Source organism: Burkholderia cepacia ATCC 25416 (genome assembly GCF_001411495.1).
Taxonomy (GTDB): domain Bacteria; phylum Pseudomonadota; class Gammaproteobacteria; order Burkholderiales; family Burkholderiaceae; genus Burkholderia; species Burkholderia cepacia.
This window is the reverse complement of sequence record NZ_CP012981.1, coordinates 3,381,710-3,408,359: the sequence shown is the minus strand read 5'-3', so window position 1 is coordinate 3,408,359 and position 26,650 is coordinate 3,381,710. Positions and strand designations below refer to the sequence as shown.

Sequence of the window (26,650 nt, the reverse complement as noted above, 5' to 3'; positions counted from 1 at the left end):
CAGAGGAAACCCATGAGTGCAATCGTAGATATCATCGGCCGCGAGATTCTGGATTCGCGCGGCAACCCCACCGTCGAATGCGACGTGCTGCTCGAATCGGGCACGATGGGCCGCGCGGCGGTGCCGTCGGGCGCGTCCACCGGTTCGCGTGAAGCGATCGAACTGCGCGACGGCGAAGCCGGCCGCTACAACGGCAAGGGCGTGCTGAAGGCGGTCGAGCACATCAACACCGAAATCTCCGAAGCCATCATGGGCCTCGACGCGTCGGAACAGGCGTTCCTCGACAAGACGCTGCTCGAGCTGGACGGCACCGACAACAAGTCGCGCCTCGGCGCGAACGCGATGCTGGCCGTGTCGATGGCCGTCGCGAAGGCGGCCGCCGAAGAGGCCGGCCTGCCGCTGTACCGCTACTTCGGCGGTTCGGGCGCGATGCAACTGCCGGTGCCGATGATGAACATCGTCAACGGCGGCGCGCATGCGAACAACAGCCTCGACATCCAGGAATTCATGATCGTCCCGGTGAGCCAGCCGACGTTCCGTGAAGCCCTGCGTTGCGGCGCGGAAGTGTTCCACGCACTGAAGAAGATCCTGAGCGACCGCGGCATGAGCACGGCAGTCGGCGACGAAGGCGGCTTCGCGCCGAACTTCGGCAGCAACGACGAGTGCCTGTCGACGATCCTGCAGGCGATCGAGAAGGCCGGCTACCGTGCGGGCGAAGACGTGCTGCTCGCGCTCGACTGCGCGGCATCCGAGTTCTATCACGACGGCAAGTACCAGCTCGCGGGCGAAGGCCTGCAACTGTCGTCGGCCGAATTCACCGACTACCTCGCGACGCTCGCCGACAAGTTCCCGATCGTGTCGATCGAGGACGGCATGCACGAAAGCGACTGGGAAGGCTGGAAGCTGCTGACCGACCGCCTCGGCAAGAAGGTGCAACTGGTCGGCGACGACCTGTTCGTCACGAACACGCGCATCCTGAAGGAAGGCATCGAGAAGGGCATCGCGAACTCGATCCTCATCAAGATCAACCAGATCGGTACGCTGACCGAAACGTTCGCGGCCATCGAAATGGCGAAGCGCGCAGGCTACACGGCCGTGATCTCGCACCGCTCGGGCGAAACGGAAGATTCGACGATCGCGGATATCGCGGTTGGCCTGAACGCCGGTCAGATCAAGACGGGTTCGCTGTCGCGCAGCGACCGTATCTCGAAGTACAACCAGCTGCTGCGCATCGAGGAAGATCTCGGCGACATCGCGAGCTACCCGGGTAAATCGGCTTTCTATAACCTGCGCTAACGCGCTACTATCGGGTTCGTCATATCGACGCCGCTCTGTGCATGTGCGCGGAGCGGCGCTTCTTATATCTGCGTTTCTTACATGCGGCTTGTCACTGTCGTCCTGATTGCCTTGCTGGCGCTCATTCAGTACCCCCTATGGTGGGGACACGGCGGCTGGCTGCGGGTGCATGAATTGCGTCAGCAGCTCGACGACCAGCTCCAGAAGAATGCGGACGAGAAGCTGCGCAACGAGCGCACTGCCGGCGAAGTGCAGGATCTGCAGAGCGGCACCGCGGCCATCGAGGAGCGCGCGCGCTACGAGATGGGCATGGTGAAGGACGGCGAGGTATTCGTGCAGTTCGTGTCGCCGAATGCGCCGGCCGCGCCGTTGAACAACATGCCGTCGAATACGTCGACGCGCGGCGCCGTGTCCGCGGCGCCGGTGCGCGTCGTGCCGAATCCGCAGTCGATCGCGAAGCCGTCGCGGCATCATGGCGGCGATAAGGGCAAGGCCGCGCATCACTGATCACGATCGTTCGAACCCATTGAAAAAGCGCGGGAAATGCCGCGCTTTTTTATTTCCTGCCGGTAGTCAATCGGCTGAGCGATGGATGCTCACCACCACCATCCCGGGTAGCCGTAGCTGATACCCGTGCCCCAGCGATTGCCCCATCCGCCGTAATACCCGCCGTAGACGGTCACGGGCGGCGGCGAGTAATAGGCCCATGCGCGCGCGGCTGCCTCGGCTGCCATCGCGCTGTTCTGTTCGCGCAGCACCTGCTGGTCGATCTCGTCATAGCGCTTGCGTTCGGCGCTCGACAGCGCGGGCGGCTGGCCGCCCGATGCGCCGGGTTCGGGCAGGCGGCTCAGGATCGTGGAAGTCGGCGGCGGCATCGCGCAGCCGGCAAGCGCGAGCGTGCAGGCGGCAACGCTCGTCAGGACGACGGTTCGAAACGGGAGACGAAGCGGGCGATTCATGTGTTTCTCCTGCAGCGCGCCGACGACGGGAAGCGGCTTGCGCCGAAGTGCGGGACTTCGGCGCGCGAGCCTTGCGTGCGACGCTCGTGCGTCATTATGCGCCCGTGCCCGGACGGCGGGCATCGGGTCGCCGCTCAGTGACGCTGTTCGGTCGCGGGCGCGATGCCCGTCTCGACGCCGGGTGCCGCGAACAGCTGCGCGACGTCGACCGGATCGAATTCATAGCGCTGATTGCAGAACTCGCAATGGATCTCGACGTGGCCACGCTCGACGATCACGCTGTCGACCTCTTCGCGGCCGAGCATGCGCAGCATCGCACCGACCTTCTCGCGCGAGCACGAGCACTGGAAGCGCGTGCCGGCCGGCTCGAAGTGCTGCACGTTTTCCTGCCAGAACAGCCGGCGGAACACGACTTCCGGTTCGACCTCGAGCAGTTCCTTGGCGGACAGCGTGCCGCCGAGCGTGCAGACGCGTTCCCACGTATCGGTATCGGTTTCGGCGTTGCGCGGCACGATGCCGCCGTCGCCCGGCAGCTTCTGCAGCAGCATGCCGACTGCGCGGTCGCGATCGGCAGCGAGCCACATCCGCGTGTCGAGCTGCTCCGAGTGATGCATGTAATGCTCGAGCACCTGCGAGACGGATTCGAGCGGGCCGTCGACGCCGTTCAGCGGCACGATGCCCTGGTACGGCTGCTGGCCCGGCAGCTTGTCGGCCGGGTCGAGCGTGATCACGCAACGGCCGTGACCGCTCGCATTGACGAGCGATGCGAAGCTCGTGTCGTCGCCGATCGTCTGGGCGGCGTCGCCGGCGAACTTCGCGGTGGCCCGCATCGACAGATCCGAGCCGCACTGGACGACCAGCATCTGGACCGGCCCGTCGCCGAAGATCTGCATGATCAGGGTGCCGTTGAATTTCAGGTTCGCGGACAGCAGCGCGCATGCGGCCATCATCTCGCCGAGCACCGTGCGCACGGGGGCCGGGTAGTCGCGGCGGGAGAGCACTTCCTGCCACGTATTGCGCAGCGAAACGATCTCGCCGCGCACGGGCGCCGCATTGAACATGAATTTCTGTAACTGGTCGCTCACTCTTCTTCCTTGAAATCCGTGCGAATCACCCGATTCGCACGAGTTGCTCCTTGAAATGCGCACGCCGCTCGACGTACGTCTTCGCGTTCGTGCGCAGCCGCGCGATGTCTTCCGCCGTCAGCTCGCGCACGACTTTCGCCGGTGCGCCGAGAATCAGCGAATTGTCCGGGAACGTCTTGCCTTCCGTCACGACCGCGCCGGCACCAACCAGACAGTTGCGGCCGATCACCGCTCCATTCAAGACCACCGCCTGAATCCCGACCAGCGACCCTTCGCCGATCGTGCAGCCGTGCAGCATGGCCTGGTGGCCGATCGTCACGTTTTCGGCAATCGTCAGCGGAAAGCCCGGGTCCGTATGCAGTACCGCGCCTTCCTGGACGTTGCTGCCCGCGCCGACGGTAATCGTCTCGTTGTCGCCGCGAATCGTCGCACCGAACCAGACGCTCGCGTTCTCCTCGAGCACGACCTTGCCGATGATGGCCGCCGTGTCGGCGACGAATACGCTTTCGTGGATCGTCGGGGCCGTATCGCCCAGCTTGTAGATCGTCACGGAGTCTCCTTGTCTCTTCGATGATGGGCGCCGGTAGAATGGCGCGTCCGGTTTGCCCGGCGCGTTCGCATTGCGCCGCGGAACAATCGCCTATTGTAAACCGTCGCGTGCGTGCGCTCCCGCGATGCGCGCGCAGGGTGTCCCCGTTTATGAGCATGGAGTATTCTTCTTTCGGCGATGCGCGTGCCTGCGTGCGCCGCGCCGCGCTTGTCGCACTGCGTGACGCAGAACCCGCGGCCAAGGCCGCACAGGTGCGCTCGCTCCACGATGCGCTGCTGGCCGGGCGGGCGACGATCGCCCCGTCGCTCGAGTTGCCCGAGCCGGCCGACTTGCCCGGGCGCCCGGCGCGCCCGCCGCTGGTCGAGCCGCGCCAGCTCGAGCGACGTAGCGTGCGTTCGCCCGAAGGGCGCGCCGTGCTGCTGCACGCGCTTGCCCATATCGAGTTCAATGCGATCAACCTCGCGCTCGACGCCGTCTGGCGCTTCGCGGGCCTGCCGAACGCGTTCTACTCGGACTGGCTGAAGGTGGCGGCCGAGGAGGCGTACCACTTCACGCTGCTGTCCGACCGCCTGGCGGCATTCGGGCATGCGTACGGCGATTTTCCCGCGCACAACGGCCTGTGGGAGATGTGCGAGCGAACCAAGGGCGACGTGCTTGCGCGCATGGCGCTCGTGCCTCGTACGCTCGAGGCCCGCGGGCTCGACGCATCGCCGCCGATTCGCGCGCGGCTCGTACAGGCGGGCGACGATGCGTCGGCCGCGATCCTCGACGTGATCCTGCGCGACGAAATCGGCCATGTCGCGATTGGCAACTGCTGGTTCCGGCATCTGTGCGACGAAGCCGGCCGCGATCCCGTGCCGACCTACCGGCAGCTCGCCGAGCAATACCATGCACCGCGGCTGCGCGGCCCGTTCAATTTCGACGCACGCCGCGATGCCGGATTCGAGCAGGCCGAACTCGACGAACTGGCCGCGCAGGACGGGGCGGACGGAAGCGCGCCGCGCTGACCCGCTCGGGTTCGGCTGCGTTTCGACCGCCGCCGGCTGTCCAGGGCACCCGGCAGATGGCGCGTCCCGGCGGCCCGTGCGCGCCGGCGCCGCTAGAGCGGCGCCTCGACTGCCGGCCGCCGGAAAGAAAGCGCCGCCGCTATAATCGAACGACCATTCTTTTTTTGAGCGGCTGCGATGAGTGCCTCGAGTTCTGTTTCCGATTTCGTCATGGTGCGCGGCGTCCAGCTGCATGTCCGGCGCTGGGGCCGGCCCGATGCGCCGACGCTGTTCATGCTGCATGGCTGGATGGACGTCGCGGCGTCGTTCCAGTTCGTCGTCGATGCGCTCGCGGGCGACTGGCAGGTGATCGCGCCCGATGCGCGCGGCTTCGGGCTGTCCGACTGGCCGGTCGCGCGGCAGGGTGGCGGCCACTACTGGTTCCATGAATACCTGGGCGATCTCGATGCGCTCGTCGACCACTATGCGCCGGCCGGCGAAGTCAACCTGGTCGGGCACAGCATGGGCGCGAACGTCGTGTGCCTGTATGCCGGCGCACGGCCGGAGCGCGTGCGGCGCGTGGTCGATCTCGAGGGTTTCGGGCTCGCGCCCGCGCGGGCCGAGCAGGCGCCGCGCCGGCTGCGCGGCTGGCTCGACGAGTTGCGCGAACCGCCCGCGCTGCGCCCTTATGCGTCACTCGACGACGTGGCGGCGCGCCTGACCAAAACCAATCCCCGGCTGGACCCGCGTCGCGCCGCGTTCCTCGCCGCGCACTGGTCGAAGCGCGGCGACGACGGCCTCTACCACCTGCTGGCCGACCCCGCTCACAAGATGCCGGGCCCGCTGCTGTACCGGCTCGACGAAGTGATGGCTACCTGGGCGCAGGTGCGTGCGAAGGTGCTGCACGTCGAGGCCGTCAACTCGCCGACGCTCGCACACATCGCCGGCGATATCCCGCTGCCGGAATTCAAGGCGCGTTTCAACGCGTTTTCCGACTGGCGCGAGAAGCTCGTCGAGGATGCCGGCCACATGGTGCATCACGACCAGCCCGAGCAGATCGCGGCGCTGATCGAGGCGTTCTGCGCGTAAGCCGCGCGGCGTCAGCGGCGGGGCAGGCGGGCGGCGCATTGCCGCGTTGCAGTAGAATGAAGCCTTACCTGCCATGCCGACAATGAACGCCGATCTCCACTGCCATTCGAATGTTTCCGACGGGTTGCTGTCGCCTGCCGACGTCGCGCGCCGCGCCCATGCCGGCGGCGTGACCCTGTGGGCGTTGACCGACCACGACGAAATCGGCGGTCAGGCGGCGGCGCGCAGCGAGGCGGAAGCGCTCGGCATGCGCTACCTGAGCGGCGTCGAGATTTCGGTCACGTGGGCGTCGCGCACCGTGCACATCGTCGGCCTGAACGTCGATCCCGCGAATCCGGTGCTCGTCGACGGCCTGTATCGCACGCGCCACGGCCGCGCGGCGCGCGCGCTGGCGATCGGCGAGCAGCTCGCCACGCTCGGCATTCCCGGCGCGTACGAAGGCGCGCTGAAGTACGTATCGAATCCCGACCTGATCTCCCGCACGCATTTCGCGCGGTTTCTCGTCGAGAACGGCCATGCCGAATCGACGTCCGACGTGTTCGATCGCCTGCTCGGCGACGGCAAGCCCGGGTTCGTCCCGCACCGTTGGGCGACGCTGCCCGACGCGGTCGCCTGGATTCGGGCGGCCGGCGGTGAAGCCGTGGTCGCGCATCCGGGCCGTTATCGCTATACGCCCGTCGAATTCGACGCGTTTTTCGGCGAGTTCATCGATCTGGGCGGCCGCGCGATCGAGGTCGTGACGGGCAGCCACACGCCCGACCAGTACCGCGAATACGCGGACGTCGCACGCCGCTTCGGCTTCGAGGTATCGCGCGGCTCGGATTTCCATGCGCCAGGCGAGGGCCGTGTCGAGCTCGGCGGCCTGCCGCCGCTGCCGCCCGACCTGACACCGGTCTGGGAGCGCTGGCTCTGACACCGGGCGGCGGTCTGCCGCCCGCGTTGCCGCCGGCGCGCGCATCCGACTTCTCTTCCTTTACGTACCCCCACGTACCCCCATGTCCCAGTTCTTCAGGATTCATCCGGATAATCCGCAACCGCGCCTGATCAAGCAGGCCGTGGAGATCGTCAGCAAGGGCGGCGTGATCGCGATGCCGACCGATTCGAGCTATGCGCTCGCGTGCCATATCGACGACAAGGACGCGGTCGAGCGAGTGCGCCGGATTCGCGGCCTCGACGAGAAGCAGCACCTGTCGCTGCTCGTGCGCGACCTGTCGGAGCTCGCCAACTTCGCGATGGTCGACAACCGCCAGTACCGCCAGATCAAGTCGGTGACGCCCGGCCCGTACGTGTTCATCCTGCAGGCGACCAAGGAAGTGCCGCGCCGGCTGTCGCATCCGTCGCGCAAGACGATCGGGTTGCGCGTGCCCGATCACGCGATCACGCTCGCGTTGCTGGAGTCGCTCGGCCAGCCGCTGCTCGGCACGACGCTGATCCTGCCGCCGGACGACGAGCCGCTCAACGATCCCGAAGACATTCGCGCGCGGCTCGAGAAACAGGTCGATCTCGTGATCGACGGTGGCGCGTGCCCGCGCGAGCCGTCGACGGTGATCGACCTCACCGGCGACGAGCCTGAGCTCGTGCGCGCGGGGCGCGGCGCGCTCGAGCCGTTCGGCCTCTCGGCGCCGTAAGCGCGCCGTTCCATTTTTTGCGCGAGTGCGCTTGTTACAATAACGCGATATGGATGCTTCCCTGATACAGACCATCGCCGTCTACGCGCTGCCCGTGATCTTCGCGATCACGCTGCACGAGGCCGCGCACGGCTACGCCGCCCGCCTGCTCGGCGACAACACCGCCTACATGATGGGGCGCGTGTCGTTCAACCCGATGCGCCACATCGATCCGCTCGGCACGATCGCGATTCCGCTCGCGATGTATTTCCTGACGGGCGGCGCGTTCCTGTTCGGCTATGCGAAGCCGGTGCCGGTGTCGTTCGGCAACCTGCGCGATCCACGCTGGGGCAGCCTGTGGGTATCGCTCGCGGGGCCGGCGTGCAACTTCGTGCAGGCGCTGATCTGGGGCGTGCTGACGCTCGTGCTGCCCGCCGTCGGTATCGACGAGCCGTTCTTCACGCGGATGGCGTTTGCCGGCGTCAGCGCGAACCTCGTGCTGGGCGTGCTGAACCTGTTTCCGCTGCCGCCGCTCGACGGCGGCCGCATCCTGGCGGCGCTGCTGCCGACGAAGCAATCGATCGCGCTGTCGCGCATCGAGCCGTACGGTTTCATCATCGTCCTCGCGCTGGTCGCGACGGGCGTGCTGACGAATTTCTGGCTGCGCCCGCTCGTCAACGTCGGCTACGCCGTCCTGAGCGCCATCCTGTCCCCATTCGCCTCGCTTTTCTAACGACAATCATGTTCCCTGAACGTATTTTCTCCGGCATGCGACCCACCGGGTCGCTGCACCTCGGTCATTACCACGGCGTGCTGAAAAACTGGGTGAAGCTGCAGTCCGAGTACCCGTGCTTCTTCTGCGTCGTCGACTGGCATGCGCTGACGACGCACTACGAGACTCCCGAGGTCATCGAGAAGAACGTGTGGGACGTGCTGATCGACTGGCTTGCGTCCGGCATCGATCCGGCCCAGGCGACACTGTTCATCCAGAGCAAGGTGCCCGAACATGCCGAACTCGCGCTGCTGCTCGGCATGAGCACGCCGCTCGGCTGGCTCGAACGCGTGCCGACCTACAAGGAGCAGATGGAGAAGCTGAAGGACAAGGATCTGTCGACCTACGGCTTCCTCGGCTACCCGGTGCTGATGGCGGCCGACATCCTGCTGTATCGCGGCTCGCTCGTGCCGGTCGGTGAAGACCAGGTGCCGCACGTCGAGATGACGCGCGAGATCGCGCGCCGCTTCAACTACCTGTACGGCCGCGAGCCGGGCTTCGAGGAGAAGGCGCTCGATGCCGCGAAGAAACTCGGCGGCAAGCGCGCGAAGCTCTATCACGAGCTGCGCAATGCATACCAGCAGGAGGGCGACGACGAGGCGCTCGAACAGGCGCGCGCGATGCTGCAGGAATCGCAGAGTCTGTCGATGAGCGACCGCGAGCGCCTGTTCGGCTATCTCGAAGGCGCGCGCAAGATCATCCTCGTCGAGCCGCAGGCGCTCCTCACCGAAGCATCGCGGATGCCGGGTCTCGACGGGCAGAAGATGTCCAAGTCGTACGGCAACACGATCGGCCTGCGTGAAGACGCCGAGACGATCACGAAGAAGGTCCGCACGATGCCGACCGATCCCGCGCGCGTGCGCCGCACCGATCCGGGCGATCCCGACAAGTGCCCGGTGTGGCAGCTGCACCAGGTCTATACGGACGAAGCGACGCACGACTGGGTGCAGAAGGGCTGTCGTTCGGCGGGTATCGGCTGCCTCGATTGCAAGCAGCCGGTCGTCGAAGGCATCCTGCGCGAGCAGCAGCCGATGCTCGAGCGTGCGCAGAAGTACATGGACGATCCGTCGCTGCTGCGCGCGATCGTCGCGGACGGTTGCGACAAGGCGCGCAAGTACGCGACGGAAACGATGCGCGACGTGCGCGACGCGATGGGCCTGTCGTACAACTGATCGACCGCATGAGCACATCCGTCATCGCCGCCGCGGGCGGCCACGTCGTCCAGGCCGAGCCGTCGCGCTGGGTCGCGCAATGGTCGCGGCTCGTGCCGGCAGGCGGCGCGGTGCTGGATGTCGCCGCGGGCGGCGGGCGCCACGCGCGCTGGTTCGCTTCGCGCGGGCATCCGGTCGTCGCACTCGACCGCGACTCGGTCGCGCTGGCCGCGTTGCGTGCGATTCCGGGCGTCGACGCCCGTGACGCCGATCTCGAAGGCGCGCCGTGGCCATTGCCGGCCGGCGAGCAGTTTTCGGCGGTGATCGTCACCCATTATCTGCATCGTCCGCTCTGGCCCCATCTGCTCGATGCGGTGGCGCCGGGCGGCGTGCTCATCTACGAAACCTTCGCGCAAGGAAACGAATCGGTCGGTAAACCGTCCAACCCCGCGTTCCTGCTCGCCCCGGGCGAGCTGCTGGATGCCGTGCACGGCCGCCTGCGGGTGGTGGCGTACGAGGACGGGTTCGTTGCCGCGCCGCGCGAGGCGTTCGTCCAGCGTCTCTGCGCAGTGCGCGAGGGCGCGACCCCGAAGGCGGGGGCGGGAATTCCACGTTACGAACTGCCCGGCTAATCCGCTACAATCTCAACGTTTACCGGTACATAACCTCAATCGCGTTTCATGGCTAACGGCACCCAAGACGGCATTCAAATCCGCGGCAGCATCCCCGCGATCGTCACCCCGATGCTCGAAGACGGCAGTCTCGACCTGCCGGCGTTTCGCAAACTGATCGACTGGCATATCGCGGAAGGCACCGATGCGCTCGTCGTGGTCGGTACGAGCGGCGAGTCGGCAACGCTCAACGTCGAAGAGCACATCCTGATGATCCGCACGGCGGTCGAGCATGCGGCGAAACGCATCCCGATCATCGCGGGCGCGGGCGGCAACTCGACCGCCGAGGCGATCGAGCTGACGAAGCACGCGAAAGCCGTCGGCGCGGACGCGACGCTGCAGGTCGTGCCGTACTACAACAAGCCGACGCAGGAAGGCATGTACCGTCACTTCAAGACGATCGCCGAAGCGGTCGATCTGCCGGTGATCCTGTACAACGTGCCGGGCCGCACGGTCGCGGACATGGCGAACGAGACGATGCTGCGCCTCGCGGAAGTCCCGGGCATCATCGGCGTGAAGGAAGCGACCGGCAACATCGATCGCGCCGCGCACCTGATCAAGGCTGCACCGAAGCATTTCGCGATCTATAGCGGCGACGATCCGACGGCAATCGCGCTGATGCTGCTCGGTGGCCACGGCAACATCTCGGTCACGGCGAACGTCGCACCGCGTGCGATGAGCGAGCTGTGCCGCGCGGCGCTGGCCGGCGACGTCCAGACGGCCCGCGAACTGCACATGAAGCTGCTGTCGCTGCACAAGAACCTGTTCATCGAGGCGAACCCGATTCCGGTGAAGTGGGCGCTGCAGGCGATGGGCAAGATGCAGGGCGGCATCCGGCTGCCGCTCACGGTGCTCGACGAGCGCTGCCACGATGCCGTGCGTTCGGCCCTCGTCGAGGCCGGCGTCCTCGCCTGATGCCGAGGCGGCCGCGTCCTGCGGCCGCCGGCTCGTACCCTGATCAACCCGCACCGGCCGGCTCCGTCCGGCGCCGCTCCTGACGAGCGTTCTAGCAAGACGAAGGATTTCATGAAACGTTTCGCCTTTTCCTCTCGCGCCATCCAGATGTCGGTGGTGGCGCTGGCGCTGGGCGCGCTCGCCGGCTGCGATACGCTGAACGACTATCTGGCCCCCGACCGGGTCAACTACAAGAACACCGGTTCGGCGCCGCCGCTCGCGGTGCCGAGCGACCTGAAGCCGGTGCCGACGACGCAGCAGTTCGTCGCGCCGCCGAGCAACGCCGGCCTCGGCACGCTGCCGCCGCGGGCCACGACCCAGGCCGGCAACGCGACCGACGGCATTCCGAGCGCGCAGGATCCGTTCGGCATGCATATCGAGCGCGACGGCGATCGCCGCTGGCTCGTCGTCGATGGCCGGACGCCCGAGCAGCTGTGGCCGATCCTGAAGGAGTTCTGGCAGGAGAACGGCTTCTCGCTGAAGACCGACGCGCCGTCGACGGGCATCATGGCCACCGACTGGGCCGAAAACCGCGCGAACATTCCCGACGACTGGTTCCGTCGCACGATCGGCAAGGTCATCGATTTCGCATACTCGTCCGGTACGCGCGACCGCTTCCGTACGCTCGTGAACCGCACGTCGGACGGCAACACCGACATCTCGATCACGCACAGCGCGATGGAAGAAATGATGGTCGGCCCGCAGGGCGGCACGTCGTCGCGCTGGGAGGAGCGTCCGCGCAACCCGGTGCTGGAAGCCGTGTTCCTGTCGAAGTTGATGCAGAAGTTCGGCCTGACCGATGCGCAGGCGAAGCAGCTGCTGACCGATGCACGCCCCGCGACGGCGCCGGCGCAGGTCAGCGACGCGAGCAACGGCGCGGCAACGCTGCAGCTGGCCGAGTCGTTCGACCGTGCGTGGCTGCGAGTGGGCCTGGCGCTCGACCGGACCAACTTCACGGTCGACAATCGCGACCGCGAGAAGGGCGTGTACACCGTGCGCTATGCGAATTCGATGGAAGAGCTGAAGCGTGACGGCCTGTTCGGCAAGCTGTTCTACGGCGGCCCGGCGGCCGCGAAGCCGGGCAAGGAATTCCTGGTCAACGTGCGTGCGCAAGGCAACGGCGGCACGCAGGTCGCGGTGATCGGCGCAAACGGCCAGGTCGACAACTCGTCGGACGCGCAGCGGATCATTTCGCTGCTCCACGCGCAGCTGAACTGAGCGCGTGCGATTCGCCAGCCTCGGAAGCGGCAGCGAAGGCAACGCGCTGGTCGTCGAGGCCTCGAGCGGCACGACGACCACCCGCGTGCTGCTCGACTGCGGCTTTTCCGCCAAGGAGGTCGAGCGTCGGCTCGGCCGTCTGAATCTCTGCATCGGCGATCTCGATGCGATCCTGATTACCCACGAACACAGCGACCACGTCGGCAGTGCGCTGACGCTCGCCCGCCGGGCGTCGCTGCCGCTCTACATGAGCTGGGGCACCGCGCGCGCGGTCGGCGCGGACGAGGCCGATGTCGACCTCCACGTGCTGTGGGGCGACGAGACGGCCGCGATTCGCGATCTGGCCGTGATGCCCTATACGGTCCCTCACGACGCGCGCGAGCCGCTCCAGTTCGTCTTTATGGACGGCTGCAGCCGGCTCGGCGTGCTGACGGACGTCGGCATGGCCACGCCGCACATCACGACGGTACTGAGCGGTTGTGACGCGCTGGTGCTCGAATCCAACCACGACACCGCAATGCTGGCCGCGAGCCGCTATCCGCAGTCGCTGAAGGCGCGCATCGGCGGCAACCACGGCCACCTGAGCAACGACGCGGCGGCGGCCATCCTCGCATCGCTTGAGCGCAGCCGCCTTCGGCACCTGGTCGGGGCGCACCTGAGCCAGCAGAACAACCTGCCGGAACTGGTCCGCCAGGCGTTTGGCGGCGTACTGGGGACGAACGGGGAGGACGTGATCGTAGCCACGCAGGACGCGGGCTTCGACTGGCTGGCGCTCGGATGAGCGGGGCAGGGCCGCTGCGGCGGCCTGGTACGACTGCCGGGCGACAGACGCGAAAACGGCAGACGTAAAAAAACCGGCCCTCGGGCCGGTTTTTTTTCAGCTGACGCTGAGGCTTACTGGCTTGCGCCCGAAGCCGGAGCAGCCGTCGCTGCCGAAGCAGCCGACGCCACTGCAGCAGCAGCGTCGCTCGCAGCAGCCGTTGCCGACGAAGCAGCGGCAGCAGCGTCGCTCGCTGCACCAGCAACTGCCGAAGCAGCCGTCGAAGCAGCAGCAGCCGCGTCGCTTGCAGCCGACGAAGCAGCTTGATCAGCGCTCTTGTTGCAAGCAGCCAGTGCAACAGCAGCCAACAGGGAAGCTACGAGGAGGGATTTCTTCATGATCACGTCCTTTTATGGTTAAAGGTAAGCAACAGCGCGAAACAATACCGGTAATGTGCTCCAACACCGACCTGGGCCGCTGGTGGAGATGCACTTCTAGAGCGTGAATCTTCCCTACGGCTTGGGCGGAAATTATATGCACTTTCCTATCGACCGTCGACAAATGCGGGGTCAATACGTTGTCTTTCCCATACAGAATTTGATCTGTACGGGCATACGGGGCGACTCACACTAATTCCGGTTTCCGACCCGTATCCAGCCCGCACGATACCACTCGTGCAATAAAGCTGTCATTGAGGGAGCCCGGGATAGTGTTACAAACCGTTTCGCCTCCATCTGGCGTTGATTGGCCAGTTCGGGCAGCCATTCGCTGGCTTGCTCGAGCGGTCCTTCCTCGCCATTAATGAAGTACGAGCGCGCGTTATACATCAATGCGGCCCTTCTGTCGAGACACACGCCACGACGTGACGCTTGCGTGACGAACGCGGCTTCGGACAGCGGCCGCGCGGGCGGGTCGAAAACGACGTTCGGTTTGGGCTCGCTCAGGTAGCAGCCGAGAAACTCTGCGACGTCGCGCTTGCGCCAGCGAATCGCGTCGACGATCTCGGCAACGCGCTCGACCATCGCCGGAGGCAGTTGCGCGGGCGTGTCGACGGCCGGCTGCTTCGGGTCGCGGTAGAGGTCGTCGCCGCACCCGTCCCGCAGGCCGCCACGCTCCGCGAGATAGTACAGGAACTGGGCGCCCAGTTCGCCTGCGGACGGCGCCCGGAAGCCGATCGAACAGGTCATGCATTCGCCTTCGGCCACGCCGTCGTGCGCGATGTGCGGCGGCAGGTACAGCATGTCGCCGGGTTCCAGCACCCATTCGTCGCTCGGTTCGAAGTTTTCGAGGATCTTCAGCGGCACGTCCGGCTGCAGCGACAGGTCCTTCTGCGCGCCGACGCGCCAGCGGCGCCGGCCCTCGACCTGCAGCAGGAAGACGTCGTATGAATCGAAATGCGGGCCGACGCCGCCGCCATCCGTCGCGTACGAGATCATCAGGTCGTCCAGCCGCGCGTCGGGGATGAAGCGGAAGCGGTCGAGCAGCGCGCGCGCCGCGTCGACGTGCAGGTCGAGCCCTTGTACGAGCAGGGTCCAGGCCTTGCGCGTGACGGCCGGCAGCGAGCCCGGTTCGAACGGGCCGTGAGCCAGTTGCCACTTGTTACGAAAATGGGTGATCAGTCGCGATTCCGCGTCATAGTCCGTGGCGAGCTCGAACAGCGCGTCGCGCGAGACCGGCGACGCGACGCCGGGGATCGCCTGGCGGATCAGGAGCGGCTTCTTCTGCCAGTAGCCGCGCATGAATTGCGTCGGCGTAAGACCGCCGAGCAGCGGTGTGGGAAGATCGGAGGGCGGCGCGCCGAGCGGGGCGGCAGCGGCATCCCGCGGTTCGGCTTGAGACCGGTTGCGCATCGTATAATGAGACTTGTATTTGGGAGAATTGGATGAAAATCGCAAAAAACACCGTCGTGTCGGTCACTTACAAGCTGTCGGATGCACAGGGCAATCTGATCGAGGAAAGCGACGAGCCGATGGTTTATCTGCACGGCGGCTATGATGGCACGTTCCCCAAGATCGAGGAACAGCTCGACGGCCACGAGCCGGGCTACGAGGCACAGGTCCAGCTCGAGCCGCAGGACGCGTTCGGCGACTACGATCCCGAACTCGTGAAGATCGAGCCGCGCGATCGTTTTCCCGAGCCGCTCGAAGTGGGCATGCAGTTCGAAGGCACGCCGGAAGACGGCGACGAGGAAGTCGATTCGCTGATCTATACGGTCACCGACATCGCCGAAGACAAGGTCGTGCTCGACGGCAACCACCCGCTGGCAGGCATGGCGCTGCGTTTCGCGCTGACCGTGAAGGACGTTCGCGAAGCCACCGAAGACGAAATCGAGCATGAGCACGCACATGGCGCGGAAGGGCTCGAGATCGTTGACGAGGACGAAGACGAAGACGGCGAAGCGCCGTCAGGGCGCACCCTGCACTGAGCTTGCAGGCAGGCCGGGCGCCGGCCCCGACGCTGGGGTTGGCACAGGCCACGACGCGCCGCCCGGGGCGGTGCCGTCGCCCTGCAGCGGCGGCGCGACCGACGATGAGTCAGGTAGCGCCGGCAATGCAGGGATTTCCGGCATCTGCGGCAGCGGGACGTCGTCACGGGGTACGAGCGGCAGCGCGGGCGGCACCGGCAGGTTCTTCGGTACTTCCTGCAGGCTCACGTTGAAGATCGTCTGCCGTGCCGGCGACACGCTCACCTTGACCCACTGATTCGCCGGATGACGCGGTCCGATCGCGACGCGCGTCACGTTACCGACCAGTTCACCGTCGTCCGCACGCAGCGGGCGGTCGATCAGAAAGCCGTTCGCCAGCGCTTCGCTGCTCGCGTGCATCACGAGTATCGGGCCGCGGAACGTCGCCGCCGCCTTCACCAGCGTTCGTTTCAACTCGCGGAAGCCGTCCCGCACGCGCGGCCGGTTGAAACGCAGCCATGCGAAGCGTTCCGCGCGTTCATAGCGCTCGAACTGCGGATCGCCTTCGAATATCACCACCATCGCACGCGCCTCGCGCCGCTTCGCGTATTCGGCCGCGTGGTCGATCCAGAAACCGTTCGCGATGATGCGGTCCTCGAATTCGCCGTTGCGGCCGCCGGCCGTCAGGTAATGGTTGTTCGGCGCCGGCGCGTTGAGTGCGACGTAGACGATGTCGTCGCGCATCCAGCGTGCATTCTCCCGATACGGCCGGAACCGTGCGACTTCGCTTTCCCGCGTGATCGGCAGCGCGCCGGGGTCGGGCAGTGCCGAATCGGCGAGCAGCGTCTGCCGCAGGAAGTCGAGCCGCTCGACCGGATCGTAGCTACCTCCGGCCACGGTGTTGCACGTTGCCCAGTCGTCGTGACCGGGAATGAATACGAGCGGCACGCGTGCCGCATCCAGGATCGCGCCGCGCTGCGAGTACAGTGCATCGCGGCACGCTTCCTTCGAACCCTTGAGATCGCCCGCGTAGACCACGAACGCGAGATTGCGCTCGCGCGCGATCGCATCGAGCAGCCGCTGGGCGGCCGGTTCGTCCGCAGGGGTGTTGATCACGCCCGACACGACCGCGAACGAGTAGGGCGCGGTGCTGCGCTTCGGCGGCGCAGCCAGCGCGGCGGCCTGCGCGAGCGCGAGCACCGCCGCGACGAGCGCGGCGGCGGCGCGTGCCGGCAGGCCGCGCGGAATGCGCTTACGCGTGCCCGTCGGCATCGTGCGACCGGACCAGCGTGCGCAGTTCGTACAGCAGGTCGAGCGCCTCGCGCGGCTTGAGATCGTCGGGATCGATGTCGCGCAGTTTTTCGAGCGCCGGATGCGGTGTGTCGGGCAGCGCCGGTGAGTCCGCGCATTCGAGATCGTCGTCGGCCACCGGCGGCGCGCTGAACAGGTCGAGCTGCGGCGTGTGCTGCGACGCCGACTGCTGTTCGAGGTACGCGAGGTGCTTGCGCGCGGCACGGATCACGGGCGCCGGAACGCCTGCGAGCTGTGCGACCTGCAGGCCGTAGCTCTGGTTGGCCGGGCCTTCGTTGACCGCGTGCAGGAACACGATGCCGTGGCCGTGCTCGACGGCCGACAGGTGGACGTTGGCCGCTTGCGGAAATTCCGCCGGCAGTTGCGTCAGCTCGAAGTAGTGCGTCGCGAACAGCGTGTAGCACGCGTTGTGTGCCAGCAGGTGGCGCGCGATGGCCCACGCGAGCGCGAGGCCGTCGAACGTCGACGTGCCGCGGCCGATCTCGTCCATCAGCACGAGGCTTTGCGGTGTCGCGTCGTTGAGGATCGCCGCGGCTTCGGTCATCTCGACCATGAACGTCGAGCGGCCGCCCGCGAGATCGTCCGCCGCGCCGATGCGCGTGAAGATCCGGTCGATCGGGCCGAAGCATGCCGACCTGGCCGGCACGTAGCTGCCGACGTAAGCCATCAGTGCGATCAACGCGGTCTGCCGCATGAACGTCGACTTACCGCCCATGTTCGGGCCGGTGATCAGCAGCAGCTTGCGCTCGGTGCCGAACCGGCAGTCGTTCGCGATGAACTGTTCGACCTGCGCCTCGACGACCGGGTGGCGGCCCTGTTCGATTTCGATGCCGATCTCGTCGGTGAAGGTCGGCGCGACCCAGTCGAGCGCGCGGGCGCGTTCGGCGAATGCGGCGAGCAGGTCGAGTTCGGCGAGCGCCGATGCGACGCGCTGGCACTCGGGGATGAACGGCAGCAGTGCCTGCAGCACTGCGTCGTACAGCGCGCGTTCGCGCGCCAGGGCGCGTTCCTGCGCGGACAGCGCCTTGTCCTCGAAAGTCTTCAGTTCGGGCGTGATGTAGCGCTCGGCATTCTTCAACGTCTGGCGCCGGCGATAGTCGTCGGGCACCTTGTCGGTCTGGCCGCGCGTGACCTCGATGTAGAAGCCGTGCACCTTGTTGTATTCGACGCGCAGGTTCGCAATGCCGGTGCGCGTGCGCTCGCGCGCTTCGAGATCGATCAGGAACTGTCCGCAGTTCTCCGAGATGTCGCGCAGCTCGTCGAGCTCCGCGTCGTAGCCGCGCGCGATCACGCCGCCGTCTCGCACCATCGCGGCCGGTTCGGGCGCGATCGCGCTCGTCAGCAGGTCGAGGCATTCGGCGGGCGGTGCGAGTGCCGCGTCGACGCGGGTGAGGGCGTCCGCGTTCGGGACGATCGCGCTGATGCGCTCACGCAGCGCGGGGAGGGCGGCGAATGTGTCGCGCAGGCTCGACAAGTCACGCGGGCGCGCGGACAGCAGTGCGAGGCGCCCGGTGATCCGTTCGACGTCGGCGATCTGGCGCAGCGCGCTGCGCAGCGCATCGAGGCTCGCGTTTGCCGGTGCATCGAGCAGCGCGCCGATCGCCTGCTGGCGCGACTGTGCGGCGACCGACGCGCGCGGCGGGTGATGCAGCCAGTGACGCAGCAGGCGGCTGCCCATCGTCGTGCAGCAGGTGTCGAGCAGCGAATACAGGGTCGGCGACTCGGTGCCGCGCAGCGTCTCGGTCAGTTCGAGGTTGCGGCGCGTGGCCGGATCGAGCCCGATGTACTCGGTTTCGTTTTCGACCTTCAGGCTGCGCACGTGCCGCAACTGCTGGCCTTGCGTGGCCGCTGCGTAGAGCAGCAGCGCGCCGGCCGCGCCGCACGCGCTCGTCAGCGAATGTGCGCCGAAGCCGTCGAGGCTCGCGACATCGAGCTGGTCGCACAGGCGCTGCGTGCCCGATGCGATGTCGAAGTGCCACGCCGGCACGCGCTTGCTTGCGCCTGCGCCTGCCGGCACGGCGTCGGTTGCGCCGTCCGGCGTCAGGATCTCGGCCGGCCGGATGCGCTCGAGCGCGGCAGCGAGCTGCTCGGGTTCGATTTCTGCGAGCCGCAGCGCGCCGCTTGCGAGGTTCAGCCACGCGAGGCCGACATTGACCGCGACGCCACGCTTGTTGTGGCCCGTGCACATCGCGAGCAGGTAAACATCGTTCTTGTCGGACAGCAGTGCTGCATCGGTCAGCGTGCCGGGCGTGACGACGCGCACGACCTTGCGCTCGACGGGGCCCTTCGACGTGGCGGGATCGCCGATCTGTTCGCAGATCGCGACCGATTCGCCCATCTTCACTAGCTTGGCGAGATACTGTTCGACCGCGTGGTGCGGAACGCCCGCCATCTTGATCGGCGTGCCGGCGGATGCGCCGCGTTGCGTGAGGGTCAGGTCGAGCAGGCGTGCGGCCTTTTCCGCGTCTTCGAAGAACAGCTCGTAGAAGTCGCCCATCCGGTAGAAGACAAGCGTGTCGGGATGGTCGGCCTTGATGCGCAGGTACTGCTGCATCATTGGAGTGTGGTTGCTGAAAGCGGCTTCTGTAAGCTGCTGTTTTGTATCTGTAATTTCCCGCACGTCCTTATCCATCAAGGCTTTCCATCAGTTCTTGGGGCTTCGGTATCGAATTTCCCCGTGTCGCGACATCTTGCTAAATTCTCTTGGTCAGCGTAGCTTTTCGTCCTTCACGAAATCTACGCCTACGCCGGTGCTGTCCTGTGTTTGGCGGAAACCTACGCCGAGGATTGAATGCGGTTTGACGCACGCACTGCAAAGCAACTTTTGCCCGGTGCACATTTGAATATCGACGGTTGTCCCGGTCTCAGGCTTGAGGCAACAGCCTCGCGTCGTAGTTGGACTTACCGGTACAAATCGCCCGTCGACGGGCGCATGCGACAAATCAAAATCGGCGAATGGCCTGCGCTGTCAATCGCAGCTGCGGCCGTTGAATGGGAGCGCTTGAGGGACCAGCGCAACGCAGGCAACGACCCCGCACTGACTAAGCGACAAGCACTCGGCACTGTCGCCGTAATGGTACAGCAAGGGGATTCACTGACAGTGGGCGACGTGTGTGCTGCATACCTGAAAGGCCACGTCGAGCACAACCGAAAACCGAAGGGGGCGGCCGAAGTTGCTCGGATGTTCCGGACGATGATGGGCGATCTTGCGGAGACACCGGCTGTCCAGCTGACCCGCGAGCGGGCCTTTACCAAGATTGATTCATTTCGCCACATCCCCGTCCAGGCGTCGAAGCTTCGGCTTGAGCTGGGCGCTGCGTGGGACTATGCGCTCGACGCCGGCAAACTTCCCGAATCCTCGCCGAACTGGTGGCGTCAGATCATGCGCGGCCGTTTGCGTAGCAACGGCAAGCGCATTCAGGGGCAGCCTACCGGAACCGTGAAGCGGTTTCTGAGCGACGCGGAGGCGGGGGCGGTGATCAACTGGTTGCCAAACTTCAGTCGCAACGTCGAGGATGCGCTGACGCTATATCTCTGGACAGCAACCCGTGGTGCAGAGATTGGCGCGATGGAGGGGCGGGAGATCGCCGAAGAGTCGGACGGGCTTTGGTGGACGATACCGAAGATCAAGACGAAAAACGCTCGCCACGAGAACGCTACGGACTTGCGGGTTCCACTTGTTGGTCGGGCAGAAGCAATTGTTCGTCGTCGGCTTGAGCGTTACGGGAAAGGGTGGTTATTCCCGGCTGAAAGAGGCGGTCCCATGCAACAGAAAGTGTTCGGTACGGCCGTGCACTTCCATATGCCCTACAGCGAAACGAAGCCACAACAGGTCCGGCCTCGTCTTGCAGTGACCCACTGGGCGCCTCACGACCTCCGTCGAACAGCTCGCACGATGTTGGCTGCGCTTGGGTGCCCGTACGAGATCGGTGAGGCCATAATCGGGCACATGTTGCCGGGCGTCGGCGGCGTCTACAATCGTCACGACTATGACGCCGAGCGCCGGCAGTGGTTGTCGAAATTGAGCGCGAAGTTGGAGGCGGTCAGTCAGGCGCATGTACGTTAACCTTCCGTCGACCAGTCCCGCAATTCGGTGGCGGCAAGAATTCGGAAGGCGTGCGGGCCTCTGCCCATTCCTCGATCTCACGCGTGAGCCACCCCACGCGACGACCTGACAGCGCGCGAGGCTTCGGAAACTCTTCTTGCCGGACGAGCTTGTGGATAACGGCCGGCGACAGGGAGATTGCAGCCGAGACAGATTCGATATCGAGGTAGATCGGTTTCATTGCAACGGTCATGCGAGCGCTCCTCGATTCTTCGTTTCCTCGTCGGCCGCGCCAGGTAGTGCGCGAGCCAGTTGCATAAATCCGGTTTCCAGCGTGATGTCGGCAGTTGCTGCCCAGGTGCGTGCGTCCTGCGCCGCCTTGTGGCGAGCGAACGATCCGACCTCGTCGGCCATCAGGTCCAGCAGCTCGACGTCGGCCGCGTGCGAGATCTCGGTGATCAACGCGCGGATCTCATTGCGAAGGGCGTCGAGGCGCGTGAGCCTGCCTTGGCGGGTCTCCGCCAAGGCCTGGATAGGTTTGCGCCGCGCGAGCGGCGCTTCGTCCTTCTGGATCGCTTTTGCGGGCGTCAGCCCGCTGCAGTCCGACTGCGTTGAAGTACCGTTGACGCTCGCCAGTGCGATAGCCGGGCGCTTCTCCGCGTGTTCCCGCTTTCGCGGCAGCGGACGTGGGGTAGAAAGGGCCGGGCGCGGGGTCATTTGGCTGCCTCCTGTGCGGCCCCATGCTTGGCTGCCAGCTCTGGCGTCCAGTCGGGGTCGGGCATTGCATACAGCTTGTCGAGCCACGCATGGACGATCGGTGCTTCCTTCGATTTCGCGTAGCTTGGCGACTGCATGACGCGCGTCATGTCTGACACCGCGCCCCGGATTGCTTGCCCGCGTGTCGGGTACGTCTCCGTGTAACTGCGCGGTGACGGCAGGCCAGTCATACCGCTGGAGCCGACCTCCAGCGTGAACGAGTGAATCCACACGCCAGGTTCGATGTGAGCGAGATGGATCGCAGCCGGGCATTTGCGAGTGCGCTTGCTAGCAGGGGACTTGATCGTCTCGCAGGCGTCGAAAACGCCGTGCTTGTTCGGTGCGTGGATCGGATGATCAGTCGGTGTCGGACCAACCCCGCCGAGGCATAGGTGAGCTATGCCGTTCAAGCCGGCGTGTACGGCATGCATTGTGCCCGGCGAGAGTTGGTCGAAGGCGGGGTCGTGCAGGACCGATTGCAGAGCCTGCAAAAGTTGCTTTGACTGTTTCTCGCTGATCTTGGCGGGGGCGCTTTGGCGCGACGCTGCCTGCATCGGTGCCTGCTTCTCGATCGTGACATCCGCGGCCGTCGACGTGACGAGTGGTGCGGCGTCAGCGTCGGTGTTGCTGTCGTTGTAGTTGTCGCTGTCGGCGGCTGCGGCTGCGGGGCCTGCGCGCTCGAGCGAAGGTTCCGGGGCCGGATGCGTATCGAGCACGGGCGCTGCTTCGAGGTACTTCTTCGTGACCTTCATCTTGCCGGCTTCAGCGGCTTTGGAGATCCCTGCGACGATGCGTTCGAGCGCTTTGTCGCCGCCGTGCTGGCGGATCTGCTCGATGGCCAGTGTGCCGGTACATTGGCCGTTCCGTATGAGCTGGTGCAGTTCGGCCGGTGCCCGTTCGAGCAGGCCAACGTCGCGGATCGTTTGGTCGGTGACATTCAGGCGCTTGCAGATGGCCGCAAGCGCCATGCCGTGAATGTCGCGCAGCTCTGCGACGGCAGCGGCCAGATCAAGCGGCGACGACAGTTTGCCGTTGTTGCTGAGATAGCCGTCGATCACCATTTCGGCGCGGTTGACGTTCTTCGCGTCGCGGACGACAACCGGGATCTTGCCCAGATCTTTCCCGGTGGCGATCACGTGTCCCGCTGCGAGATAGCGGTGCTGCCCCTTGTAAACGTAGAGCAGATCCTTGCCGTCAACCTTCCGGGCGTAGCAATGGAGGGGGGAACCCTTGTCGTATCCGTTCTCCCGCATAAGCGCGGCGAGGTGTGCCACCCATTCGGTATCAACCGCTCGGATGTTGTCGGCCGGGTCGTAGCGCAACTGATCGTAGGGGACCATCCACAGGTCTGCCTTCGTTGCGCCGGCGGCTGCGGCTGCTGCCTTGATGTTCCCGGTCGGGATCGGCGCGGTCAGGTCGAGCTGTTGGGTGCGATCGTCCATTACGCAACCTCCGGTGCTGCGGTGGCACGCGGCTTGCCGGCGTTCTTCGATTTTTCGATCGCGTTCGATGCCGCCACGCCCGCCGCACGCTTTGCGTCTCGCAGGCGCTTGATTGCATCGGCGCAGTCACCTTCGCTCGGGATCGAGATCTGCTTGCCGGCGATCTCAGTGCCGTCGAGGATCAAATACTCCGTATGCACGCTGTCCGCCAGCGGGCGGCGTCCGACCACGTACTTGCCGATCAGGATCGGTGTCGACGGACGGCGTGCGTTCCGGTCGTATCGCGTGATGGTGCGAAGTGAGAGGGTGTCGCGACGCTCGACGTCGACGAGGGGAAGGGTTTGGCCTTTGATTCGCGGCATGGTGGTCTCCATGACGCCGGGGGCGTTCGCCCCGGCAGGATCGGGGCGGTTTAGACGGTGACGTGATAGGCGGTCGTCGGTGCGACGACAGGGTCGTCCTGGAACACGTTTACGACGACAAACAACAATGCGGCGACGACCGTCCAGCGGAAGACCTTCGACTTCTCAAAGTTGCTTTGGCGGGCAGGCTCGGACGGCGTGACGCGGGGCGTGTGTTCGTCACGAAGCCAATCGTGGCGATCGGCGGACTGATGGTCGAACATTTTCATGGGCTTCTCCGATGACTGCGCGAGCGGCAGTAATGGAGTCGAATGTTAGGCATTCCTTTGTCATATTGCAATAGGAATTCCTAACTCTTTTCGCTAGCATCGAGGTTCGTCGTTGAATCGAGCGCGGGGAGGACGCGATGAATCTTGTTGAAAGGTGTTGTATTCTTCTGACCTAATACTGTATGTTTATACAGTGATTAAGCGAAAATATTGCCGAGGGGAGGTTGTTGCGGGGCTATGTCAACAGGGGAATTGCGCTGCAAACCGGGCGATGTGGCGATCGTCAGTCGATGCCGGAACCGGTCGCGTATCGGTGTGCTGGTGCAGGTTATCGGCCCGCACAGCGGTGAAGAGTTCGATTGGGATGTGGAGCTTCTTGGAGGGCCAATCAGGGGGCGTGGAATACGTTCCGGGCAGGTCGGGACGCACCGCAGAGCCGCAGTATTCGACTGGAACCTTACCCCTCTTGTGGGTCGGGGGCATTCAGATCGAGAAGATCACCAGACTGCTGTCCGCGCAGGTCTTCAAACACCCTGAGGGTTTCAAGCAGCGCGACAAACGCTGTAGATGGCAACCCGACCTTGTCTGCTTTGGCAAGCGCGTCAACCAGCGCTTGAGCATGCGCGCCTAGCGTCTCCTGTCTTTGCGGCGCGGGCGCATTGGCGCGGCGTCGCATCTGCCCTTCACCGGTGGCAAGCCACCAAGGATCGACGTTCAGGAATTCGGCCGCGAGCAGCAAATTCGCCCCTTCCATCTTTTTTGTCTTCCCGCTTAACCAGTCGCTGACCGAGGGCGCTCGCACTCGGCACGCTCGCGCCAGATCCGCAGCCTTTTTTTCGGGCGGCAACTTCATTGCCTGTTCCAGGCGTTCGGCTAGTGTCGTCATTAGGAAAGCCTAACTGAATAGGCATTAGGAATGCCTTGCTTTTTGAATAAGGAGCGCCTAACATTGCGGCATGAATACGCTCCTGAATCGAGACCCGTACGCGTGTGCCGTGATCGATGCATTTGGCGGTACGGCTGCAACCGCACAACTCTGCGAAGTCCGGATGCCTTCCGTATCGGAATGGCGTCGAAACGGCATTCCGCGAGCGCGTCTGTTGTTCTTGAAGCTCGCGCGTCCTGACCTGTTTGCCTCTCTGGATTCACACGACGAGTCGTTGTGAAGCGCTCGCTGTTGTGTGACCGCATCCGACACGCACCTCATGAGCCGAATCTTAGTTGCGGCCCCGAGCGCGCGACAGGATGAAAGCCACCGTCTACCAATCTCCCACTATGACCTGCCGATACGACAGTACCGAATGGCTGGACGTGCTCTATACGTCCGTTCGAAACACGCCGGGCGGTGTCGCCGACGCGGCGAACCATCTCACGATCCGGCGCGGTAAGAACATCACGCCGGAATCGCTTCGCCTGCGCTTGCGTGGTGTTGGCGACAGTCGCTTGTCGATGGAGATGTTCGAGCTGCTGATCGAGTGGATGCAGGAAAAGACCGAGGCAAGTGCGCACGCACTGGATGCGTTGCACGCCCTGAACGCCCGATTCGGACTGGTCGCCGAGCATGTCGACGATCACGGGGTCGACGAAGCGCTTGAGCCGGGAACGATGCATCTCGTTTCGACCACGCTGCACCTGCAGGCGCACGTCGGTCGAGTTGCTGACGACGTGACACGTGCGCTCGAAGATCAGCGGATCGACGACCGCAAGGCCGAGGAGATCATCGCGACGGGGCGCAAGGGGCAGCGCTTGTTTCAGAAGCTGATCCACGCAGCCCGCAACCTCGCTAAACGCCGCCGTCGCTGATATGGAGCGGTTCACGATCGGTATGACATGTTGCAAGGCCGGCCGGGTATCGGTCGGCCTTGCATGTTCGCGCGAGCAACAACTCTCGTGCGGGACGGGGCGGTTGGCATGGTGCTTCGAGCAAGCGCCCGAACGCGCCGGTGGCCTGCTGTCCGATCTCATTTCCACCTTCCCGGACTCTCTCGCCGCGATTCTTGCCGTGGCCGAGGGTGCCGGGATGGTGCGTCAGTTCATCGAGCGTGCCTCGCGCATATGTGCGGCGCTGCCGAACAAGACCGAACGGCATGCATTTCGCGATCAGATCACCGGCCACCTCTCTGCTGGCGATCTGGCCGCGTTCGACGATCAGATGACCGCTGAGTGGCGTCGGCTGCGCGGCAAATAACCGGAGACCGAATTGAAGGTAAGTGCAACGAGTAGCGGCCTGAGACGCGGCACGTCACACATTCGCCGCAGACCGAGCGGCCCCCTGAGCTATGCGGCCGGGCGTGGTCTGTGGCGCAACTTTTCCCACCGGGCTGAGCGCGATCGTCGGCTGCTCGAGTTGCTGAACGATCGGCTGGTTCGCTAACAGTGGATCGCCGTGGGCGTGATCAATATCGACACCGAGGAGGATTGATGCAAACGGATATTTCGACGGTCTTGACGTATTGGGAGGATGCATGACGCCCGCACAACGTGAAGCGATTGTGCGCGATCTGTCGACGCAGGCACGCAAGGTATTTGAGTTCGTGCCTGGTGCAGCGGCGTGGACTCCGCAACAAATCATGGGGTGCATGTACGACACAACGAAGTCGAGGATGGAACTGCGCGCGGTCGCTGGTTGCCTCGCCAGTCTGGTCGACGCCGGCATTGTCAAAGAGACCTCGCGCGGACATTTCCAACGCTCAAAGGTGTCGGTGTCGCGCCCGCAACCGGTCGCCGACGCCGGTCAACCCGCAACACCCGTTGTGGAACCCGTTGCCGTATCTGAGCCGATCGACGTGTTGTCCGGCATTTCGGGGCGTCTGTCGCGCGTCGCCGCCGACATTCATGCAATCGCGTCGGATCTGGAAACGGCGGCGCTCAGGATCGACGAGCAGCGAGAGAACCGCGAACGCGAAGTCGGAAAGCTGCGCCAGTTGCAGGCGCTGCTCAAGGAATTGTGATCGGGCCGCGAC

Annotated in this window: 31 protein-coding genes; 17 read left to right on the top strand and 14 right to left on the bottom strand. The window is 65.2% G+C overall.

Going from position 1 to position 26,650, the window contains the following annotated elements:
• Window positions 1-12 precede the first annotated feature (12 nt).
• Together eno and ftsB are read left to right on the top strand one after the other, a co-directional pair.
• The gene (eno, locus tag APZ15_RS15780) at window positions 13-1,296 is read left to right on the top strand and encodes a phosphopyruvate hydratase (protein ID WP_011352544.1); all 1,284 of its coding nucleotides are present in this window, start codon (window positions 13-15) and stop codon (window positions 1,294-1,296) included.
• 81 nt (window positions 1,297-1,377) lie between these two features.
• On the top strand, window positions 1,378-1,803 hold the full coding sequence (ftsB, locus tag APZ15_RS15775; protein WP_027786978.1) for a cell division protein FtsB: 426 nt from the start codon (window positions 1,378-1,380) through the stop codon (window positions 1,801-1,803).
• An 89-nt stretch (window positions 1,804-1,892) separates the two neighbouring features.
• On the opposite strand, the gene APZ15_RS15770 is transcribed toward ftsB, so the two are convergent.
• From APZ15_RS15770 to APZ15_RS15760, 3 genes are all read right to left on the bottom strand, one after another.
• On the bottom strand, window positions 1,893-2,255 hold the full coding sequence (locus tag APZ15_RS15770; RefSeq protein WP_027786979.1) for a hypothetical protein: 363 nt from the start codon (window positions 2,253-2,255) through the stop codon (window positions 1,893-1,895).
• Between the two features lie 134 nt (window positions 2,256-2,389).
• On the bottom strand, window positions 2,390-3,340 hold the full coding sequence (gene hslO / locus APZ15_RS15765; protein ID WP_027786980.1) for an Hsp33 family molecular chaperone HslO: 951 nt from the start codon (window positions 3,338-3,340) through the stop codon (window positions 2,390-2,392).
• Window positions 3,341-3,365: 25 nt separating this feature from the next.
• Window positions 3,366-3,890 carry a gamma carbonic anhydrase family protein gene (locus tag APZ15_RS15760; protein ID WP_021157692.1) on the bottom strand — a complete coding sequence of 175 codons (525 nt, stop codon included), beginning with the start codon at window positions 3,888-3,890 and terminating at the stop codon, window positions 3,366-3,368.
• A gap of 149 nt (window positions 3,891-4,039) precedes the next feature.
• Between APZ15_RS15760 and APZ15_RS15755 the strand changes: the two genes are divergently transcribed.
• From APZ15_RS15755 to APZ15_RS15710, 10 genes are all read left to right on the top strand, one after another.
• Complete coding sequence (locus APZ15_RS15755) at window positions 4,040-4,897, top strand: ferritin-like domain-containing protein (RefSeq protein ID WP_027786981.1); 858 nt, start codon at window positions 4,040-4,042, stop codon at window positions 4,895-4,897.
• Window positions 4,898-5,074: 177 nt separating this feature from the next.
• On the top strand, window positions 5,075-5,965 hold the full coding sequence (locus tag APZ15_RS15750) for an alpha/beta fold hydrolase (protein ID WP_027786982.1): 891 nt from the start codon (window positions 5,075-5,077) through the stop codon (window positions 5,963-5,965).
• 82 nt (window positions 5,966-6,047) lie between these two features.
• A complete protein-coding gene (locus tag APZ15_RS15745; RefSeq protein WP_027786983.1) occupies window positions 6,048-6,878 on the top strand; it encodes a 3',5'-nucleoside bisphosphate phosphatase in 831 nt (276 codons plus the stop codon).
• 82 nt (window positions 6,879-6,960) lie between these two features.
• A complete protein-coding gene (locus APZ15_RS15740; RefSeq protein ID WP_057056464.1) occupies window positions 6,961-7,593 on the top strand; it encodes an L-threonylcarbamoyladenylate synthase in 633 nt (210 codons plus the stop codon).
• 49 nt (window positions 7,594-7,642) lie between these two features.
• Complete coding sequence (locus tag APZ15_RS15735; protein WP_027786984.1) at window positions 7,643-8,305, top strand: site-2 protease family protein; 663 nt, start codon at window positions 7,643-7,645, stop codon at window positions 8,303-8,305.
• An 8-nt stretch (window positions 8,306-8,313) separates the two neighbouring features.
• Complete coding sequence (locus tag APZ15_RS15730) at window positions 8,314-9,516, top strand: tryptophan--tRNA ligase (protein ID WP_011352534.1); 1,203 nt, start codon at window positions 8,314-8,316, stop codon at window positions 9,514-9,516.
• Window positions 9,517-9,524: 8 nt separating this feature from the next.
• Window positions 9,525-10,127 carry a class I SAM-dependent methyltransferase gene (locus APZ15_RS15725; RefSeq protein ID WP_027786985.1) on the top strand — a complete coding sequence of 201 codons (603 nt, stop codon included), beginning with the start codon at window positions 9,525-9,527 and terminating at the stop codon, window positions 10,125-10,127.
• Between the two features lie 48 nt (window positions 10,128-10,175).
• On the top strand, window positions 10,176-11,081 hold the full coding sequence (dapA, locus tag APZ15_RS15720; RefSeq protein ID WP_027786986.1) for a 4-hydroxy-tetrahydrodipicolinate synthase: 906 nt from the start codon (window positions 10,176-10,178) through the stop codon (window positions 11,079-11,081).
• 111 nt (window positions 11,082-11,192) lie between these two features.
• On the top strand, window positions 11,193-12,338 hold the full coding sequence (gene bamC, locus APZ15_RS15715) for an outer membrane protein assembly factor BamC (protein WP_027786987.1): 1,146 nt from the start codon (window positions 11,193-11,195) through the stop codon (window positions 12,336-12,338).
• A gap of 4 nt (window positions 12,339-12,342) precedes the next feature.
• The gene (locus APZ15_RS15710) at window positions 12,343-13,119 is read left to right on the top strand and encodes an MBL fold metallo-hydrolase (protein ID WP_027786988.1); all 777 of its coding nucleotides are present in this window, start codon (window positions 12,343-12,345) and stop codon (window positions 13,117-13,119) included.
• Window positions 13,120-13,232: 113 nt separating this feature from the next.
• Here APZ15_RS15710 and APZ15_RS40945 read toward each other — a convergent pair whose 3' ends face one another.
• Genes APZ15_RS40945 through APZ15_RS15705 form a run of 3 tightly spaced genes read right to left on the bottom strand, consistent with a single transcriptional unit; the run spans window position 13,233 to window position 14,948 of the window.
• Window positions 13,233-13,496 (bottom strand): hypothetical protein, encoded by a 264-nt coding sequence (locus APZ15_RS40945; protein ID WP_034195863.1) that lies wholly within the window; start codon window positions 13,494-13,496, stop codon window positions 13,233-13,235.
• A complete protein-coding gene (locus APZ15_RS42605; protein WP_075122947.1) occupies window positions 13,426-13,671 on the bottom strand; it encodes a hypothetical protein in 246 nt (81 codons plus the stop codon). The genes APZ15_RS40945 and APZ15_RS42605 overlap by 71 nt, the downstream gene beginning before the upstream one ends.
• Before the next feature lie 56 nt (window positions 13,672-13,727).
• The gene (locus APZ15_RS15705; RefSeq protein ID WP_027786989.1) at window positions 13,728-14,948 is read right to left on the bottom strand and encodes a cupin domain-containing protein; all 1,221 of its coding nucleotides are present in this window, start codon (window positions 14,946-14,948) and stop codon (window positions 13,728-13,730) included.
• A gap of 32 nt (window positions 14,949-14,980) precedes the next feature.
• On the opposite strand from APZ15_RS15705, the gene APZ15_RS15700 reads away from it, so the two are divergent.
• The gene (locus APZ15_RS15700) at window positions 14,981-15,523 is read left to right on the top strand and encodes an FKBP-type peptidyl-prolyl cis-trans isomerase (protein WP_027786990.1); all 543 of its coding nucleotides are present in this window, start codon (window positions 14,981-14,983) and stop codon (window positions 15,521-15,523) included.
• Here APZ15_RS15700 and APZ15_RS15695 read toward each other — a convergent pair.
• Together APZ15_RS15695 and mutS are read right to left on the bottom strand one after the other, a co-directional pair.
• Window positions 15,503-16,774 carry a membrane protein gene (locus APZ15_RS15695; RefSeq protein WP_034195751.1) on the bottom strand — a complete coding sequence of 424 codons (1,272 nt, stop codon included), beginning with the start codon at window positions 16,772-16,774 and terminating at the stop codon, window positions 15,503-15,505. The two genes, APZ15_RS15700 and APZ15_RS15695, sit on opposite strands and share 21 nt — an antisense overlap.
• On the bottom strand, window positions 16,755-19,445 hold the full coding sequence (mutS, locus tag APZ15_RS15690; protein WP_049098137.1) for a DNA mismatch repair protein MutS: 2,691 nt from the start codon (window positions 19,443-19,445) through the stop codon (window positions 16,755-16,757). The genes APZ15_RS15695 and mutS overlap by 20 nt, the downstream gene beginning before the upstream one ends.
• Before the next feature lie 159 nt (window positions 19,446-19,604).
• On the opposite strand from mutS, the gene APZ15_RS15685 reads away from it, so the two are divergent.
• Complete coding sequence (locus tag APZ15_RS15685; RefSeq protein ID WP_027786993.1) at window positions 19,605-20,879, top strand: tyrosine-type recombinase/integrase; 1,275 nt, start codon at window positions 19,605-19,607, stop codon at window positions 20,877-20,879.
• On the opposite strand, the gene APZ15_RS39325 is transcribed toward APZ15_RS15685, so the two are convergent.
• From APZ15_RS39325 to APZ15_RS39320, 6 genes are all read right to left on the bottom strand, one after another.
• On the bottom strand, window positions 20,857-21,111 hold the full coding sequence (locus APZ15_RS39325; RefSeq protein WP_226153363.1) for a helix-turn-helix transcriptional regulator: 255 nt from the start codon (window positions 21,109-21,111) through the stop codon (window positions 20,857-20,859). The two genes, APZ15_RS15685 and APZ15_RS39325, sit on opposite strands and share 23 nt — an antisense overlap.
• On the bottom strand, window positions 21,108-21,575 hold the full coding sequence (locus tag APZ15_RS15680; RefSeq protein ID WP_027786994.1) for a hypothetical protein: 468 nt from the start codon (window positions 21,573-21,575) through the stop codon (window positions 21,108-21,110). Before APZ15_RS15680 ends, APZ15_RS39325 begins: the two co-directional genes overlap by 4 nt.
• Window positions 21,572-23,056: a ParB/RepB/Spo0J family partition protein gene (locus tag APZ15_RS15675; protein WP_027786995.1), complete on the bottom strand. Its 1,485-nt coding sequence runs from the start codon at window positions 23,054-23,056 to the stop codon at window positions 21,572-21,574. Before APZ15_RS15675 ends, APZ15_RS15680 begins: the two co-directional genes overlap by 4 nt.
• Window positions 23,056-23,418, bottom strand: a complete 363-nt coding sequence (locus tag APZ15_RS15670) for a hypothetical protein (RefSeq protein ID WP_027786996.1) — start codon at window positions 23,416-23,418, stop codon at window positions 23,056-23,058. The genes APZ15_RS15675 and APZ15_RS15670 overlap by 1 nt, the downstream gene beginning before the upstream one ends.
• 50 nt (window positions 23,419-23,468) lie before the next feature.
• Window positions 23,469-23,687 carry a hypothetical protein gene (locus APZ15_RS15665; protein WP_027786997.1) on the bottom strand — a complete coding sequence of 73 codons (219 nt, stop codon included), beginning with the start codon at window positions 23,685-23,687 and terminating at the stop codon, window positions 23,469-23,471.
• 457 nt (window positions 23,688-24,144) lie between these two features.
• The gene (locus APZ15_RS39320) at window positions 24,145-24,573 is read right to left on the bottom strand and encodes a transcriptional regulator (protein ID WP_080982019.1); all 429 of its coding nucleotides are present in this window, start codon (window positions 24,571-24,573) and stop codon (window positions 24,145-24,147) included.
• 389 nt (window positions 24,574-24,962) lie between these two features.
• Between APZ15_RS39320 and APZ15_RS15655 the strand changes: the two genes are divergently transcribed.
• From APZ15_RS15655 to APZ15_RS15645, 3 genes are all read left to right on the top strand, one after another.
• A complete protein-coding gene (locus tag APZ15_RS15655; RefSeq protein WP_027786999.1) occupies window positions 24,963-25,490 on the top strand; it encodes a phage regulatory CII family protein in 528 nt (175 codons plus the stop codon).
• Window position 25,491: 1 nt separating this feature from the next.
• Entirely contained in the window at window positions 25,492-25,875 is a 384-nt protein-coding gene (locus APZ15_RS15650) for a hypothetical protein (RefSeq protein ID WP_027787000.1), read from the top strand.
• 277 nt (window positions 25,876-26,152) lie between these two features.
• Window positions 26,153-26,638, top strand: coding sequence for a hypothetical protein (locus APZ15_RS15645; protein ID WP_099318678.1), 486 nt, complete (start codon window positions 26,153-26,155; stop codon window positions 26,636-26,638).
• The last annotated feature ends 12 nt before the right edge of the window (window positions 26,639-26,650 follow it).

Bases quoted from the DNA above. Each gene is read 5' to 3' on its own strand.
- eno (WP_011352544.1), top strand. From the start codon at position 13: ATGAGTGCAATCGTAGATATCATCGGCCGCGAGATTCTGGATTCGCGC.
- ftsB (WP_027786978.1), top strand. From the start codon at position 1,378: ATGCGGCTTGTCACTGTCGTCCTGATTGCCTTGCTGGCGCTCATTCAG.
- APZ15_RS15770 (WP_027786979.1), bottom strand. From the start codon at position 2,255: ATGAATCGCCCGCTTCGTCTCCCGTTTCGAACCGTCGTCCTGACGAGC.
- APZ15_RS15755 (WP_027786981.1), top strand. From the start codon at position 4,040: ATGAGCATGGAGTATTCTTCTTTCGGCGATGCGCGTGCCTGCGTGCGC.
- APZ15_RS15750 (WP_027786982.1), top strand. From the start codon at position 5,075: ATGAGTGCCTCGAGTTCTGTTTCCGATTTCGTCATGGTGCGCGGCGTC.
- APZ15_RS15745 (WP_027786983.1), top strand. From the start codon at position 6,048: ATGAACGCCGATCTCCACTGCCATTCGAATGTTTCCGACGGGTTGCTG.
- APZ15_RS15740 (WP_057056464.1), top strand. From the start codon at position 6,961: ATGTCCCAGTTCTTCAGGATTCATCCGGATAATCCGCAACCGCGCCTG.
- APZ15_RS15735 (WP_027786984.1), top strand. From the start codon at position 7,643: ATGGATGCTTCCCTGATACAGACCATCGCCGTCTACGCGCTGCCCGTG.
- APZ15_RS15730 (WP_011352534.1), top strand. From the start codon at position 8,314: ATGTTCCCTGAACGTATTTTCTCCGGCATGCGACCCACCGGGTCGCTG.
- APZ15_RS15725 (WP_027786985.1), top strand. From the start codon at position 9,525: ATGAGCACATCCGTCATCGCCGCCGCGGGCGGCCACGTCGTCCAGGCC.
- dapA (WP_027786986.1), top strand. From the start codon at position 10,176: ATGGCTAACGGCACCCAAGACGGCATTCAAATCCGCGGCAGCATCCCC.
- bamC (WP_027786987.1), top strand. From the start codon at position 11,193: ATGAAACGTTTCGCCTTTTCCTCTCGCGCCATCCAGATGTCGGTGGTG.
- APZ15_RS40945 (WP_034195863.1), bottom strand. From the start codon at position 13,496: ATGAAGAAATCCCTCCTCGTAGCTTCCCTGTTGGCTGCTGTTGCACTG.
- APZ15_RS15705 (WP_027786989.1), bottom strand. From the start codon at position 14,948: ATGCGCAACCGGTCTCAAGCCGAACCGCGGGATGCCGCTGCCGCCCCG.
- APZ15_RS15700 (WP_027786990.1), top strand. From the start codon at position 14,981: ATGAAAATCGCAAAAAACACCGTCGTGTCGGTCACTTACAAGCTGTCG.
- APZ15_RS15695 (WP_034195751.1), bottom strand. From the start codon at position 16,774: ATGCCGACGGGCACGCGTAAGCGCATTCCGCGCGGCCTGCCGGCACGC.
- mutS (WP_049098137.1), bottom strand. From the start codon at position 19,445: ATGGATAAGGACGTGCGGGAAATTACAGATACAAAACAGCAGCTTACA.
- APZ15_RS15685 (WP_027786993.1), top strand. From the start codon at position 19,605: ATGCGGTTTGACGCACGCACTGCAAAGCAACTTTTGCCCGGTGCACAT.
- APZ15_RS39325 (WP_226153363.1), bottom strand. From the start codon at position 21,111: ATGACCGTTGCAATGAAACCGATCTACCTCGATATCGAATCTGTCTCG.
- APZ15_RS15680 (WP_027786994.1), bottom strand. From the start codon at position 21,575: ATGACCCCGCGCCCGGCCCTTTCTACCCCACGTCCGCTGCCGCGAAAG.
- APZ15_RS15675 (WP_027786995.1), bottom strand. From the start codon at position 23,056: ATGGACGATCGCACCCAACAGCTCGACCTGACCGCGCCGATCCCGACC.
- APZ15_RS15670 (WP_027786996.1), bottom strand. From the start codon at position 23,418: ATGCCGCGAATCAAAGGCCAAACCCTTCCCCTCGTCGACGTCGAGCGT.
- APZ15_RS15665 (WP_027786997.1), bottom strand. From the start codon at position 23,687: ATGAAAATGTTCGACCATCAGTCCGCCGATCGCCACGATTGGCTTCGT.
- APZ15_RS39320 (WP_080982019.1), bottom strand. From the start codon at position 24,573: ATGACGACACTAGCCGAACGCCTGGAACAGGCAATGAAGTTGCCGCCC.
- APZ15_RS15655 (WP_027786999.1), top strand. From the start codon at position 24,963: ATGACCTGCCGATACGACAGTACCGAATGGCTGGACGTGCTCTATACG.
- APZ15_RS15650 (WP_027787000.1), top strand. From the start codon at position 25,492: ATGGAGCGGTTCACGATCGGTATGACATGTTGCAAGGCCGGCCGGGTA.
- APZ15_RS15645 (WP_099318678.1), top strand. From the start codon at position 26,153: ATGACGCCCGCACAACGTGAAGCGATTGTGCGCGATCTGTCGACGCAG.